Source organism: Rhodanobacter ginsengisoli, from assembly GCF_042657065.1.
GTDB lineage: Bacteria > Pseudomonadota > Gammaproteobacteria > Xanthomonadales > Rhodanobacteraceae > Rhodanobacter > Rhodanobacter ginsengisoli.
This window is the reverse complement of the sequence record NZ_JBHSNF010000001.1, coordinates 1,479,366-1,493,670: the sequence shown is the minus strand read 5'-3', so window position 1 is coordinate 1,493,670 and position 14,305 is coordinate 1,479,366. Positions and strand designations below refer to the sequence as shown.

Here is a 14,305-nt window from a genome sequence, read left to right as displayed (position 1 = left end):
TTGAGGGGGGGAATCATGCCGCCGGGCGGAACGCGCCCTGCTGTACCAGCTCGCACACCTTGCCGACGTCACCGTCCATCGCGCGGTCGCGGTGCATGAAGCCGATGTGCCGACGCAGGACCGCATGGGCATCGCGCACCCTGACACCGGCGTGGAAATCGTCGGCGCCGGCCAGCGCGCCGGCGAGTTGCTGCAGCTCGGCGACGAACTGCGCGTAGTGCGGGTGGTCTTCACGCGGGGCATTGGCGATCTTGCCAGCCAGCGCCTGCCAGCCGCCGCGGCTGGCCAGGCGGCGTGCCGCATTCAGCATCGCCTGGCGGTAATCCAGTGCCTGCGCCGCGGTGTACAGCTCCAGCGCCAGCACGTGACCGAGATCCTCGGTCATCTCCAGCACGTGGCGCGCCTCGTTGGCGCCCATCGACACATGGTCCTCGGCATTCGCGCTGGTCGGCAGCGAGTACACGCTGGCCGGATGCGCCCGCGTGGCCAGGTCGTTGACCAGCGCTGCGGCGGTGTACTGCACGATCATGAAGCCGGAATCGGTGCCGTCCTCGTTGCCGGTCAGGAAGGCCGGCAGGCCGTCGTTCGTGGCCGAATCCACCAGCTTGTTCAGGCGCCGCTCGGAGATCGAGGCCAGCACCGGGATCGCCGCCTTCACGTAACTCATCGCCAGCGCCAGCGGCATGCCGTGAAAATGCCCGGCCGAGATCACCTGCTCCTCGATGAACCGGGCGTCGTCGTTGTCGGGAAAGATCAGCGGATTGTCGGTGACCGAATTCAGTTCGATGTCGAACACCCGGCACGCCTGCGCCCAGGCATCGCGCACCGCGCCATGCACCTGCGGCATGCAGCGCAGGCTGTAGGCATCCTGCGGCTGATGCTTCTTGCCGCCCTTGAACGGCAGGAAGCGGCTGTAGAACGCCTCGCGCCCGTGGCGCTGGTTGGCCGGCACCCAGTCCCAGCCGATATCGAAGCTGAGCGCCTGATCGTCCGGCTCGCTCCACGCCTCGGCGCACCACGGCTTGAACCGCGGCACCAGGTGATACGGAATATCCAGCAGGGTGGACCCGGCCAGCAGCTCGCGCACGTGCGCGGCCGTCTCGACCTGCCCCGGATGCGGACGCAGCGCGTGCACCTCCGGCCGCAGCGCGCCGCTGCGCCCGGCAAACGCGTCCAGCGTCATCGACGCCGCCAGGTCCGCGGTATCCAGCAACTGCTCGAGCCGGTCCAGCGCCAGCACGCCGGTCGCCAGCATCTGCGCGGTACCGTTGTTGAGCGCCAGGCCTTCCTTGAACGACAGCCGGATCGGCGCGAGGCCGGCGCGCTGCAGTGCCTCGGCGCCGCTCATCCGCTCGCCGCGGTAGAACGCCTCGCCGCCACCGAGCAACACGATCGCCAGATGCGACAGCGGTGCCAGGTCGCCACTGGCACCGACCGAACCCTTCTCCGGCACCACCGGTACCACGCCGGCATTGAGCATCGCGGTCAATGCCTCCAGCGTGCTGACGCGGATACCGGAATGACCGCGCATCAATGTGTTGATGCGGATCAGCAGCATCGCCCGCACCACGTCCTCGCCGAACGGCTTACCCACGCAGACCGCGTGGGTGATGATCAGGTTGTGCTGCAGTTCCTCCAGCAGCGTGCCTTCGGGTGCATGCGGATTCCCCCCCGGCAATTCGTCGCGCAGGCGATGCGCGCCGAGCAGCTTGTCGGCATTGCTGCCGAAGCCGGTGGTGACGCCATAGGTCGGCTCGCCACAGCTGACCTTTTCGGCCAGGAAATCGGCGGCGCGCCGCACGCGCGCGAGTCCGGCCGGGGCCAGCGAAACCTTGCGGCCGTGGCATGCGACCGCGACCAGCTGGGCGCGGGTGAGGCTGTTGCCGTCGAGAACGATGTTGTCGGTAGTGCTCACTGTTGCCTCATTCGATGGAATTGCGTGGTGTGTTCCGCCGGGCCGTGGCAACAATCAACCCATCACGGCGGCCTGCTCCAGCTCCACGCGCAATGTCTTGATCAATTCGCTCCGCGGCACTTCGAACTGGTCTTCGCGGCGCAGGTCCTTCACCGTCACCACGCCCTTGGCCAGTTCGTCCTCGCCCAGCACGATCACGAAGCGGATGCCGGCGCGATCGGCGTACTTGAACTGCTTGCCCAGCTTGCCGCCTTCCAGCACCACCTCGGTGGCGATGCCGGCATGACGCAACTCGCCGGCCAGCGCCAGGTAGGCCGGCAGCTGCGCCTCATCCATCTGCGTCACCAGCACGTCGACGGTGCTGGCCGCGGTGTTGATCAGGCCGGCATCGCGCAACTGCCAGTAGAGCCGGGTGAGGCCGATCGAGATGCCCACGCCGGGCAGCTGCGACCTGGTGTACTGGCTGGCCAGGTTCTCGTAGCGCCCGCCCGAGCAGATCGAGCCGATCTGCGGATGCTCGTTGAGCGTGGTCTCGTAGACCGTGCCGGTGTAGTAGTCCAGGCCGCGCGCGATCGACAGGTTCAGTGCGTAGTGGGTTTCCGGTACGCCGAAGGCATGGATCAGCCGCAGCACCTCTTTCAGCTCGGCGCGCCCCTGCTCCATCGCTTCCGGGCCCTGACCGAGGGCATCGAGCTTGCCCAGCGCATCCTGCAGCGAGGTCGAGCGCACTTGCACGAAGGCGAGGATCTTCGCCGCCACTTCGGCGGGGAGGCCGAACGCCTCGCCGGTCAGCGTCTCGCGCACGTAGTCGGCGCCGCGCTTGTCGAGCTTGTCGACCTCGCGCAGCACCAGCATCTGCTGTTCGCTGTCGGCGATGCCCAGGCTCTCGAAATAACCGCGCATCAACTTGCGGTTGTTGAGGTGGATGGTGAACGGGCCGATCGCCAGTTCGCGGAATACGCTGTAGATCACTGCCGGAATCTCGGCGTCGTAACGCACCGACAGCGCGTCCTTGCCGATCACGTCGATGTCGCACTGGTAGAACTCGCGGAAGCGCCCGCGCTGGGCGCGCTCGCCGCGGTAGACGCGCTGCATCTGGTAACGGCGGAACGGGAAACTGAGGTCGCGCTCGTGTTCGGCGACATAGCGCGCCAGCGGCACGGTGAGGTCGAAACGCAGGGCCAGTTCGGGCATGCCCTCATCGACCTTGCCGGCATTCAAGGCGCCAGTCGACTGCACGAAATACACCTGGCGCTCGGTCTCGCCACCGGTCTTGGTCAGCAACACGTCGGAGTATTCGATCACCGGCGTCTCGATCGGCAGGAAGCCGAAGCGCTCGTAATTGCGGCGGATCGTGTCGAGCATGCGCTGGAACGCGATCTGGTCGAGCGGCAACAGCTCGAGCACGCCGGGCATGGTGCGGGCCGGGGTAAGCGCCATGGAATCCTCTACTGACGATGGGGGACATTCCGTCTGACGGCAGACCGCGCGACGGCAGCCGTCAAGATTAGCAGAACGGCATGGGCCATCCGCGGCCGGATCGAGAAGCCGATGCATCGAACCTGTTGCCAAGCCCCCGCGTGGCGATTAAGATACGCGGCTTCCCACGGGGTGTAGCTCAGCCTGGTAGAGCGCTACGTTCGGGACGTAGAAGTCGCAGGTTCGAATCCTGTCTCCCCGACCAAGAAAAGCAACGACTTAGGCCGCCCTTACCCGGTGGCCTTTTTCGTTTTGCTGCAGTCGTTCCGCACCGGCATCACCTTGCAGCATGGCGCCGGACGTGAGGGCGAGTACTGGTGGAATCCCCACACGCGCTGCCGGGTGTCACTCAGTCCGCGTGATCGGCGTACGGCGTGCCGGATTGACCGCACAGCTCCGCAAGCAGGTCGGGGCGCAGTATCCGCACGGCCTTGCGGTTCACCGAGAGAATGCCGGCCGCCTCCATCCGGCTGAACAGTCGGCTGACCGTCTCCATCACCAGGCCCAGATAGTTGGCGATGTCATAGCGTGACATCGGCAGCGTCAGCGTCGCCGGATCACGCGACAACCGCGCGTAGCGAACGGCCAGGCCCTGCAGGAAGATCGCCAGCCGCTCCTGTGCCTGCTGCCGCCCCATCATCACCATGTGCTCGTGCTCGGCCACCATCTCGCGACTGACCACCCGCATCAGCTGGCGATGCAGCGCCGGGACCGCACCGGTGACGTGCTGCAGTTGCGCGTAGGGCAGCTCGCAGATGCTGGTGCGCTCGAGCGCCTCGGCGCTGCACATGTGGTGATCGCTGGTGAGGCCGTCGATGCCCACGATCTCGCCGGGCAGATGGAACCCGAGCACCTGCAGGTCGCCGCCGGCGCTTTCCACAAAGCTCTTCAGGGAACCCGAGCGCACGACGTACAGCGCATGGAATGATTCGCCCTGCCGGAACAGCGTCTTGCCGCGATCGAGCGCGCGCTTGTCGTGTACCGTGGCGTCCAGCAATTCGAGGTCATCCGTCCCGATGCCCGCTGGCAGGCACAACTCATGGAGCGCACACGATCCGCAACTGCGTCGCAGATGATCGAGATCGATAGGGATCGGGCTGTTTTCCATCATCGTCATCGCCGGGGAGCGGGACGCCAGGGGCAAATCCATTGGGAACAATTGCGACTATATCGCACTATGGCACTCCCGGCCGGGCGATGACACCGGGTCGGGCCGTCGACCTCACCGGGATGACCTCGACGGCGGCACCATTCCGGCCCGTCGGCGCACCCGCCGAGAGCTGCGGTGACGGGGGCAACGAAGCTGTCGATCCGTATTGATCGTAGTCAAATGAGCCTGGCCGCGACTGATGCAGGATGTTGCCAGTACGCCATCGTGGAATACCCATGCTCGATCTCATCGTCAATGCCGGACGGACGGAACCCGATTCACCGACGCTGCGCGGCGCACTGGCGCTGGCCCGCCGACAGCAGGCCTTTCTCACCGGCCTGGAGCTGGTGACCGTGTATCCCTCGCTGCTGGCGGTACCCGATGCGATCGCCCTGCTCGCCGAAGCGGAGAAGGAGGCGCGTGGCCGGCGCGACTGGTGGCTGGGACTATGCCGGGAAGCGGGGATTGCCGGCGACTGGGAGGTGATCCGCGGCATCCATGTCGAGGCACTGGCCAAGCGCTCGCGGCTGGCGGATTTCGTGATCGGTGAATTGCGCATCAGCGACCCGGATGCACCGGCCGGCCTGGACGAAATTACCCGCACGCTGTTTGCGGATGCCGCCCCCATGCTGCTCATACCTGATGTCTGGCATCGCGAATTGCACATCGAGCGCGTGCTGATCGCCTGGAATGGGTCGGCCGAGGCGGCACATGCGGTGAAGGCCGCGCTGCCGCTGCTGGCACAGGCCTCGGTGGTGCACGTGCTGGACGGCGAACGCGCGGGCCTGCCGGGTATCAGCCCGCCGCCGCTGCCGTTGCGCGGATGGTTGCGCAGGCACGGTATCGAAGCCCCATGGCAGCCGTTCCCGACCGAGCACGACGTGGGATCGGCATTGCTCGATGCGGCCCTTTCGTTTCAAGCCGACCTGCTGGTCATGGGAGCCTGGGGCCGTTCACGGATCGGCGAGCTGGTCCTGGGTGGTGCCACGCGATGGCTGCTTGGTCACGCGACGCTGCCGTTGTTCCTCGCCCGCTGACGGTAACGACTTCCGCATGGGCCTGCCGCCGCCCCACGGAAATCGACGAACCCCGCCGGCAACCTGCCTGCCCCGCCGTCAATCCACCTTCAATGCCTTCCGGTCGGCCGCACGGGCAAGCCAGGTGTAGTAAAGCAGCGGGATCACCAGCAGGGTCAGCACGGTGGAGACCAGCACGCCGAACACCAGCGATACCGCCAGTCCCTGGAAGATCGGATCGCTGAGAATGAAGAATGCACCGAGCATCGCCGCCAGGGCGGTGAGGATGATCGGCTTGGCGCGCACGGCGCCCGCCTCGACCACGGCCTCTTCCAGGCTCAGCCCCGCCGCCAGCGAGTGGTTGATGAAGTCCACCAGCAGGATCGAATTGCGCACGATGATGCCCGCCAGCGCGATCATGCCGATCATCGAGGTCGCGGTGAACTGTGCACCAAACAGCCAGTGCCCCGGCATCACGCCAATCACGGTCAGCGGAATCGGCGCCATGATGATCAGCGGCACCACGTAGCTCCTGAACTGTCCGACGACCAGCAGATAGATCAGCAGCAGGCCCATCGAATAGGCGATACCCATGTCGCGGAAGGTCTCGTAGGTGATCTCCCACTCGCCGCTCCAGCGCACCGAGTAGCCGGCATCGCTGGTGGGCGGCCCGGTGAATTCCTGCGCCAGATGATGACCGTGGACGGGGGTGTCGCTGATTTTGCCGACCAGCCGGAACATGCCGTAGACGGGACTGTCCTCGCTGCCCGCATCGTCCCCGGTGACGAAGGTATAGGGCAGCAGGTCCTTGTGGTAGATCGCATCGGCCCACGGCTTGTCGACCACCTTCACCACCTCGGAGATCGGCACCAGCTGGCCCGCGGCGGAGCGCACGCGCAAACTCAGGATCGAGTCCATCGAGCCCAGTGCCGCCGGCGGCAACCGCAGCATCACCGGCACCGCGTATTTGGCATTCGGGTCCGCGACATAGCTGGCCGGATCGCCGCCCACGCCCGCGCGCAAGGCATCCACGATCTCGGCCTGGCTTACCCCCAGGGCCGCCGCACGGGCACGGTCGATCTCGATCAGCTGATGGGTCGCCTGCGGGTTTTCGACACTGAGATTGACGTCGGCGATCCCCGGCGTCTTGTCGAACAGCTTCTCCAGTGACAGCGCCACGGCGCGCTGGCCCTTGTAGTTCGGCCCGTAGACCTCGGCCACGATCGGTGCCATCACCGGCGGCCCGGGCGGTACTTCGGCCACCACCATATGCGCATGGAATCGCTGCGCCACCGCGGCCAGCGCCGGACGCACGGCGATCGCGATCTCGTGGCTCTGTCGCTTGCGTTCGTCCTTGTCGACCAGGTTGACCTGGATGTCGCCCTGATAAGGCTGGTTGCGCAGGTAGTACTGGCGCACCAGTCCGTTGAAATTCATCGGCGCCGAGGTGCCCGCGTAGAGCTGGTAGTTCTTCACCTCGGGCACGCTATTCAACACCTGGCTCATGTCGACCAGGGCGCGGTGGGTCTGCTCGAGGGTCGAGCCCTCGGGCATGTTCAGCACCACCTGGAACTCGGATTTGTTGTCGAACGGCAGCATCTTCAGGATGACCAGCTTGACCCCGGCCAGGCCGGCCGCCAGCAGCACCAGCATGCCCATGCCGAGGAACAGCCGGCGGCGGTTGCGCGCGGCCTTCGGGTGGCCCAGGAAGGGCGCCATCACGCGGGTGAACAGCCGCTGCAGGAACCTGTCGATCTTCGACTCTTCCGCCAGCCGTGCCGGCGATACCTCGCCCACCGGCTGGTGCACCTGATGACGCAGCAGCCGATAGGCCAGCCAAGGCGTGACGATGAAGGCCACCGCCAGCGAGATCAGCATGCCGACCGAGGCATTGATCGGGATCGGCCGCATGTACGGGCCCATCAGGCCACCGACGAAGGCCATCGGCAGCAACGCGGCGATCACGGTGAAGGTGGCCAGGATGGTCGGCCCGCCCACTTCATTCACTGCCGCCGGAATCGCCTCGAGCAGGCTCTTGTCGCCGCGGGCCATGTGCCGATGGATGTTCTCCACCACCACGATCGCGTCGTCGACCAGGATACCGATCGAGAAGATCAGCGCGAACAGCGACACCCGGTTGATGGTGAAACCGATCGCCCAGGAGGCGAACAGCGTCACCGCCAGCGTGATCACCACCGCGGTGCCCACCACGATCGCCTCGCGCCAGCCCAGCGCGAACAGCACCAGCAGCACCACCGCCAGTGCGGCCAGCCCCAGGTGCAGCATCAACTCGTCGGCCTTGTCGTTGGCGGTTTGCCCGTAGTCGCGGGTCACCGTGGCATGCACGCCGTCGGGAATGTCCACGCCACGCAGCTCGTCCAGCCGGGTACGGATGCTGGTGGCGATGCTGTGGGCGTTGCTGCCGGCCTTCTTGGCGATCGCCAGGGTCACCGCCGGCGTCAATCCGCCGAGTGGCCCGGTTCGCCCCGGCGGCGTGCCGAACGAGGCCAGGCGCGTCGCATAGTTGGTGCCCGAAACGACGTGGGCCACGTCCGACAGGTACACCGGGTGGCCACCGGCCAGGCCGATCACCAGTTGCGAAACCTCGCCTGCATTCATCAGCAGGGTCCCGGCCTTGACCGGCTGGTCGAGGTTGCCACCGATCTCGCTGCCGACGTCGGCAGCGACATTCGCCGATTTCAGGGTCCGGGCCAGGTCGCCCACGCTGAGGTGGTAGCTGGCCAGCTTCGCCGGGTCGATCTCGACCATCACCGCGCGATCCGGTGCGCCGAGGGTATAGACGTCACGCGTGCCCGCCACGCGCTTCAGATCGGTCTCCAGCGTGTGCGCCACCTTGCCCAGTTGCTCGGGGGTGACTTCGGGCCGGTCGGACCACAGGGTGACCGCCATCATCGGCACGTCATCGATGCCGTAGGGCTTCACCAGCGGCTGGCCGACGCCGAGCCCGGCCGGCACCCAGTCGGCATTGGAATAGATCTTGTTGTACAGGTTGACCAGGGCTTCCTGACGCGGCACGCCCACCTGGAACTCCACCGTGACCACGGCCATGCCTGCACGACTCATCGAGTAGACGTGCTTGACCCCCTTGATCTCGGACAGCTTCTGCTCGAGCGGAAAACTGACCAGGTTCTCGACACTGTTCACGCTGGCGCCGGGATACGGCACCAGCACGTTGGCCATGGTCACCTCGATCTGCGGGTCCTCCTCCTTGGGCGTGATGATCGTCGCCGCGATACCCAGCAGCAGTCCGGCAATCGCCAGCAAGGGGGTGATCTGCGAGACCTGGAACGCCCGTGCGATGCGCCCGGAGATACCCAGCTTGGCCGGCTCACTCATGAGCGGAGGCACCCCTGGCATGCCGCTGGTCGAGCCAGGCCCTGGCCGCCTGCGGGTCACTGGCCACGCGCTCGCCGTCATCCAGCCCGGCCAGTACCTCGATCTGCTCGCCGTCACGGTCGCCGACGCGCACCTGGCGCAGGCTGACGGCGTGATCGTCGATCACATAGACGGCCACCAGCTCGCCACGCTGGACCACGCTCGACGCCGGCACCCGCAGGCGCTTCGCCTCGCCGGTGGCGAAAGCCACCTTCACCGTCATGCCCGGATACAGGCCGGTGTCGCCCGCGGGCAACTGCAGCCTCACGTTGAACGTGTGCGTAGCGGGGTCGGCATAGGGAAATACCTCGACCGTCGCCGCCTGGACGCGACGCCCGTGCCCGCCGTCCAGCAGCACGTCGGCGGCATGAAAGCGGCGGATCGCGTCGACCGCGCTTTGCGGCACCTGTACGTTGACCCGAAGGTCGTCCAGCGCCTGCAGCTGGATCAGCGGCTGCGGCGAAGGAGGACCGGCCTGCACCGCCTCGCCCACGTGCACGAAGCGGCGCGTGATGATTCCAGCGAAGGGGGCGCGCAACACGGTGTAATCCAGTTGCTGGCCAACCTGGCCCAACTGCGCCCGCGCCGACTCCAGCGCGGCCCTGGCCGCGTCACGTGCGGCGCGTTGCTGATCCATCTGCGCGGTGGAGACGTAACCCTTGGCGTAGACCGCCGCAATGCGCTCGTACGAGGCCTGCGCATCCTTGTAGGTCGCCTGCGCCGAAGCGATCTGCGCCTGCGCTGCATTGCGCGCCGACTTCTGCTCCACATCGCTGAAGCGCACCAGCACCGCGCCCCTGGCCACCACGTCGCCGACCTCGTACGGCAATTCGATCACCCGCGCATTGGTCTGCGCGGTGATGGTCGCCTGGTTGACCGCCTCGACCACGCCATCCCACACCTGCTCGCTCCGCGCCTGCTGCGCGTGCACCACGCTGCCCGCCAGTGCAGGAGGTGACGATACCTTGGCGGCAGGAGGCTGCTTGCCGCCGCAGGCGACCAGCGCGACCACAACGAATGACAGCGCGACGAGGCGCGGATTGAACTTCATGGCGTGGACTCGTTGCGAACGTGGATGGTTCAGGATAATGGGAACGCGCTGCCCGGCTTCACGCCCAGCCGGGCGAGGATCCTGGCCAACGGGCAGAAGCCGGTAAACGCCGACTGCAGCAGGTTGGCGCCGACAAACAGAGCCAGCAGCAGCCACCACGGCGAGAAAAAATGCGCCAGCGCCACGCTCAGCAGCACCATGCTGCCGGCGAACGCGAGGACGATGCGGTCGATGTTCATCAGGGTTCTCCGTTGTTGCAATGCTTAGTCGCGGTTCTTGAGACGCAGGATGCCCAGCAGCCTCATGACGTATTTCTCGTACACCGGCTCGGTGTTTCCGGTACGCATCTTGCGCAGGTAGTACTTCTCGAATGCGACCTTGGCCAGGTGGACCCATTTGCCGGTCTTGGCCCAGGTCACGTTGCGTGGCGGGATCTGCGGCAACGCAACGAACGCGATGCCGGTGTCGCCCATGTCGGCCAGGCAAATGGCGTTCCAGGTGGCGCGTTCGGCCGCCTCGCCACCGGCCAGCAGATCGCGCAGGTTGTGCGCGATGGCGGTCACCATCGACTCGATCATGAAGCCGGTCTTGGGCGCACCAGTGGGTACCGGCGTGACTTCCACCGGCGGAATGGCCACGCAGACGCCTGCCGCGAAGATGTTGCGCCAAGTCGGATTGCGCTGGTGTTCGTCGATGAGGATGAATCCGCGCGGATTGACCAGTCCTTCCACACCGCGCACGGCCGGCACGCCGGTGAACGCCGGCAGCAGCATCGAATAGGCGAACGGCAGTTCGTGCGACTGCACCGGCGCGCCCTTGCTGTCCACTTCATCGACCTTGATCCTGCCCGGCTCCACCGCGCTGACCCGGGCATTGGTAATCCACTTGATGTGGCGCTGACGCATCTCCGATTCCATCAGCCCCTTCGAATCGCCCACGCCGCCCAGGCCCATGTGACCGACGTACGGCTCCGAGGTCACGAAGGTCATCGGTACGCGGTCGCGCAGCTTGCGCTTGCGCAGATCCGCATCGACGATCATGGCGAACTCGTAGGCGGGTCCGAAACAGCTGGCGCCCTGCACCGCACCGATCACGATCGGCCCCGGATGGTCAAGGAACGCCTGATAGGATTCCCATGCCGACTGCGCGTGCTCGCCGGTGCAGATCGACTGAGTGAAACCTTCGGCCGGACCCAGTCCCGGCACCTCGTCGAACGCGAGTCGCGGGCCGGTGGCGATCACCAGATAGTCGTAATCCAGCACGCGCCCATCCTTCAGGCGCACCCGGTTTTCGCTGGCCAGCACGGCTTCGGCCGGCACCTCGATGAACTCGATGCCCTTTCCGCGCAGCGGTTCGGCCGCCTCAAGGCGGATATCCTGGGGCTTGCGCCAGCCCACCGCCACCCATGGATTGGACGGCGTGAAATTGAAATGCGGACCTTCGCCAACCACGGTGACGGCATGTTCCTGACCCACCGCGGCCCTGATTTCGTAGGCGGCGGCCATGCCGCCGAGCCCTGCGCCGAGAACGATGATGTGTGCCATTGCGTCAACCCCGCCGGTCTGTCTTTCTGGTACTTCAGGATGGCCATTCGTGCCGCGCGGCTTCTTGACTCCGGTCAATCAGCACGGAACAACACATATATCTAAATTAGATTTATCTTAATTAGAAGAGAATGCTAAAGTCAAGCCTGTGCGAGATGCGATGGGCAGCCCCTGCCCGGGAGATGAAACGATGTCACCGCCAGCCAATCCGCAGCTCATCGCGATGCAGGCCCGCGCCGGGGATGCCTCCCGGCTGCTCAAGGCGCTGAGCAATGCACAGCGGCTGCGCGTGCTGTGCCTGCTGATCGACCAGGAGATGTCGGTCGGCCAGATCAACGAGCAGTTGCCCGACCTCAGCCAGTCGGCGCTGTCCCAACACCTGGCCAAGTTGCGCGAGGAAGGTCTGGTACAGACACGCCGTGAGGCACAGACCATCTGGTACACGCTGGAGCACGGCCCCACGCAACAGATCATCGCCACGCTCTACGGCATCTACTGTGCGCCGCCGGACAACGCGCTGTGCGCAACCGCACCGACCAGGGCCAGGCGCAACAGGAAGACGGGCGCACCCTAGCGTGCTGTTGCGGTCTTGTCGCGCGGGCATTCACCGTTCGGGATGGCCCGCCGTGGCCGGATCCGGTCGCGCCTGGCGGTCTTCCGTCATGCCCGCGGGCTCCCGCTGTTCCGATTGACCTGAATCAATACCCGTCGACAGCGGAACATCGACCATGACTCGGCGATTGCCGGCTCACCTCCTCGCATCCCGGCCGGCACGCGCCTGCAAGCCGCGGCTGCCCCGTGCATGCCGCGTGGCGACAGTGCCCTCACTCGGGATCGGGTCGAGCGTCAATGAATCGGCAACAGCACTTCAGCCTCTGGTATGCCTTCATCGCGATTGCCGTGGTGATGCTGGTGCACGACTACATGACCGAGCGATTCCAGGTCGAAGTCATCCCCTACAGCCAGTTCGAGACGGCGCTGAAAGCCGGCGACATTGCCGACGTGACCGTCTCCGATACCAGCGTGCAAGGCACCTACAAGACACCGGGGCCGAATGGTCAACCACGGCGTTTCAAGGCGGTGCGGGTCGCACCCGAACTGGTCCAGGCGCTGAACCAGGCCAGGGTCACGTATCGCGGGGAACCCGGGCCCGGTGCGTTCCAGCAGATCCTGGGCTGGCTGCTGCCGATCGCCCTGCTGGTCGGCTTCTGGCTGTTCCTGTCGCAACGCCTGGCGCAGAGCCAGGGCGGCGTGCTGGCCGTCGGCAAGAGCAAGGCCCGAATATTCATGGAGAAGTCGATCTCGACCACGTTCGCCGACGTCGCCGGAGTGGACGAAGCGAAGGACGAACTGCAGGAGATCATTGCGTTCCTGAAGGACCCGCAAGGCTATGGACGGCTCGGCGCCCACGTGCCCAAGGGCGTGCTGCTGGTCGGGCCGCCCGGCACCGGCAAGACGCTGCTTGCCCGGGCCGTCGCCGGCGAGGCCAACGTGCCGTTCTTCTCGATCAGCGGCTCGGAGTTCGTCGAGCTTTTCGTGGGCGTGGGCGCGGCGCGCGTGCGCGATCTGTTTGAACAGGCGCAGCAGCAGGCACCCTGCATCATCTTCATCGACGAGCTGGATGCACTCGGCCGCGCACGCGGCATCTCGCCTGTCAGCGGCGGCCAGGACGAGAAGGAGCAGACCCTGAACCAGCTGCTGACCGAACTGGATGGCTTCGACGTACACAGCGGCGTGGTGTTGCTGGCGGCAACCAATCGCCCGGAAATTCTCGACCCCGCCCTGCTCCGCGCCGGCCGGTTCGATCGCCAGATCCTGGTGGATCGCCCGGACAAGGTCGGTCGCCTGGCGATACTTCGCGTGCACGCGCGCAAGGTGACGCTCGACACAAGGGTTTCGCTCGAGGAAATCGCCTCGCTCACCACGGGTTTCACCGGCGCCGACCTCGCCAACCTGATCAACGAAGCGGCACTGCTCGCCACGCGTCGTGGTGCAGGCGCGGTCGAGCAGGCGGACCTGAACGAGGCGATCGAGCGGATGGTGGCAGGACTCGAGAAGAAGACCCGGGTACTCAGTACCCATGAACGACGGACCGTCGCCTATCACGAACTGGGCCATGCCCTGGTTGCCCTGGCGCTGCCCGGCTCCGATCACGTGCAGAAGGTCTCCATCATCCCCCGTGGCATCGCGGCCCTCGGCTACACGCTCCAGCGCCCGAGCGAAGATCGGTTCCTCATGTCGCGTGCCGAGCTCAACAACAGGATGACGGTCCTGCTGGGAGGGCGAGCCGCCGAATCGCTGGTATTCGACGACATCTCCACCGGCGCCGCCGACGATCTGGCCAAGGCCACCGACATCGCGCGCAGCATGGCGCTGCGTTACGGCATGGTCTCCGAACTGGGCCAGGTCAGTTACGAATCCGATCCGACACCCCTGCTGGGGAACAGCATCGAAACCTGGAAGCCGCCACGCTATGCCGAGTCCACGGCGGCGTTGATCGACAAGTCGGTCCGCGAACGGATCGACATGGCGTTTATCCAGGCACGCAGCATTCTGGCCAGTGAGCGTGCGCTGCTCGACGAAGCCGTCGTCCAGCTCCTGGACAAGGAAACCTTGTCCGGGGAGCAACTTGCGGAACTGTTGAAAGGCATGCCCACACCGACCGGCCCGGCAGCACCCGCCGACCACGCGGCTTCCGTCCTGCCGGTCGATCGGCACAAGCCGCCGGACCATGCCGCCACACCCACCTGAAAC

The 14,305-nt window shown here is 66.0% G+C and carries 10 protein-coding genes and 1 tRNA gene; 4 read left to right on the top strand and 7 right to left on the bottom strand.

Features of this window, described 5'->3' with window-relative positions; all coding sequences use genetic code 11:
- Positions 1–13: 13 nt before the first annotated feature.
- Positions 14–1,915, bottom strand: coding sequence for an HAL/PAL/TAL family ammonia-lyase (locus ACFPPA_RS06815; RefSeq protein ID WP_377318548.1), 1,902 nt, complete (start codon positions 1,913–1,915; stop codon positions 14–16).
- Positions 1,916–1,969: 54 nt separating this feature from the next.
- A complete protein-coding gene (hisS, locus tag ACFPPA_RS06810; RefSeq protein WP_377318546.1) occupies positions 1,970–3,355 on the bottom strand; it encodes a histidine--tRNA ligase in 1,386 nt (461 codons plus the stop codon).
- Positions 3,356–3,522: 167 nt separating this feature from the next.
- Here hisS and ACFPPA_RS06805 point away from each other — a divergent pair.
- Positions 3,523–3,599 (top strand) — tRNA-Pro (locus ACFPPA_RS06805).
- Positions 3,600–3,743: 144 nt separating this feature from the next.
- Here ACFPPA_RS06805 and ACFPPA_RS06800 read toward each other — a convergent pair.
- On the bottom strand, positions 3,744–4,505 hold the full coding sequence (locus tag ACFPPA_RS06800; protein ID WP_377318544.1) for a helix-turn-helix domain-containing protein: 762 nt from the start codon (positions 4,503–4,505) through the stop codon (positions 3,744–3,746).
- A 275-nt stretch (positions 4,506–4,780) separates the two neighbouring features.
- Between ACFPPA_RS06800 and ACFPPA_RS06795 the strand changes: the two genes are divergently transcribed.
- Entirely contained in the window at positions 4,781–5,581 is an 801-nt protein-coding gene (locus ACFPPA_RS06795) for a universal stress protein (RefSeq protein WP_377318542.1), read from the top strand.
- Between the two features lie 78 nt (positions 5,582–5,659).
- On the opposite strand, the gene ACFPPA_RS06790 is transcribed toward ACFPPA_RS06795, so the two are convergent.
- From ACFPPA_RS06790 to ACFPPA_RS06775, 4 genes are read right to left on the bottom strand one after another with little or no spacing between them, the layout of a single operon-like run.
- Positions 5,660–8,917 carry an efflux RND transporter permease subunit gene (locus ACFPPA_RS06790; protein ID WP_377318540.1) on the bottom strand — a complete coding sequence of 1,086 codons (3,258 nt, stop codon included), beginning with the start codon at positions 8,915–8,917 and terminating at the stop codon, positions 5,660–5,662.
- Positions 8,910–10,007: an efflux RND transporter periplasmic adaptor subunit gene (locus ACFPPA_RS06785; RefSeq protein ID WP_377318538.1), complete on the bottom strand. Its 1,098-nt coding sequence runs from the start codon at positions 10,005–10,007 to the stop codon at positions 8,910–8,912. The genes ACFPPA_RS06790 and ACFPPA_RS06785 overlap by 8 nt, the downstream gene beginning before the upstream one ends.
- Before the next feature lie 29 nt (positions 10,008–10,036).
- Entirely contained in the window at positions 10,037–10,246 is a 210-nt protein-coding gene (locus ACFPPA_RS06780) for a YgaP family membrane protein (RefSeq protein ID WP_377318536.1), read from the bottom strand.
- 24 nt (positions 10,247–10,270) lie between these two features.
- On the bottom strand, positions 10,271–11,551 hold the full coding sequence (locus ACFPPA_RS06775; protein ID WP_377318534.1) for an NAD(P)/FAD-dependent oxidoreductase: 1,281 nt from the start codon (positions 11,549–11,551) through the stop codon (positions 10,271–10,273).
- A 190-nt stretch (positions 11,552–11,741) separates the two neighbouring features.
- Between ACFPPA_RS06775 and ACFPPA_RS06770 the strand changes: the two genes are divergently transcribed.
- Positions 11,742–12,125: an ArsR/SmtB family transcription factor gene (locus tag ACFPPA_RS06770; RefSeq protein WP_377318532.1), complete on the top strand. Its 384-nt coding sequence runs from the start codon at positions 11,742–11,744 to the stop codon at positions 12,123–12,125.
- Between the two features lie 275 nt (positions 12,126–12,400).
- Positions 12,401–14,302, top strand: coding sequence for an ATP-dependent zinc metalloprotease FtsH (ftsH, locus tag ACFPPA_RS06765; protein ID WP_377318530.1), 1,902 nt, complete (start codon positions 12,401–12,403; stop codon positions 14,300–14,302).
- Positions 14,303–14,305 lie beyond the last annotated feature (3 nt).

Excerpts from the sequence above, each read along its gene's own strand:
- hisS (WP_377318546.1), bottom strand. The coding sequence starts at position 3,355 with ATGGCGCTTACCCCGGCCCGCACCATGCCCGGCGTGCTCGAGCTGTTG.
- ACFPPA_RS06800 (WP_377318544.1), bottom strand. The coding sequence starts at position 4,505 with ATGATGGAAAACAGCCCGATCCCTATCGATCTCGATCATCTGCGACGC.
- ACFPPA_RS06795 (WP_377318542.1), top strand. The coding sequence starts at position 4,781 with ATGCTCGATCTCATCGTCAATGCCGGACGGACGGAACCCGATTCACCG.
- ACFPPA_RS06790 (WP_377318540.1), bottom strand. The coding sequence starts at position 8,917 with ATGAGTGAGCCGGCCAAGCTGGGTATCTCCGGGCGCATCGCACGGGCG.
- ACFPPA_RS06785 (WP_377318538.1), bottom strand. The coding sequence starts at position 10,007 with ATGAAGTTCAATCCGCGCCTCGTCGCGCTGTCATTCGTTGTGGTCGCG.
- ACFPPA_RS06780 (WP_377318536.1), bottom strand. The coding sequence starts at position 10,246 with ATGAACATCGACCGCATCGTCCTCGCGTTCGCCGGCAGCATGGTGCTG.
- ACFPPA_RS06775 (WP_377318534.1), bottom strand. The coding sequence starts at position 11,551 with ATGGCACACATCATCGTTCTCGGCGCAGGGCTCGGCGGCATGGCCGCC.
- ACFPPA_RS06770 (WP_377318532.1), top strand. The coding sequence starts at position 11,742 with ATGTCACCGCCAGCCAATCCGCAGCTCATCGCGATGCAGGCCCGCGCC.
- ftsH (WP_377318530.1), top strand. The coding sequence starts at position 12,401 with ATGAATCGGCAACAGCACTTCAGCCTCTGGTATGCCTTCATCGCGATT.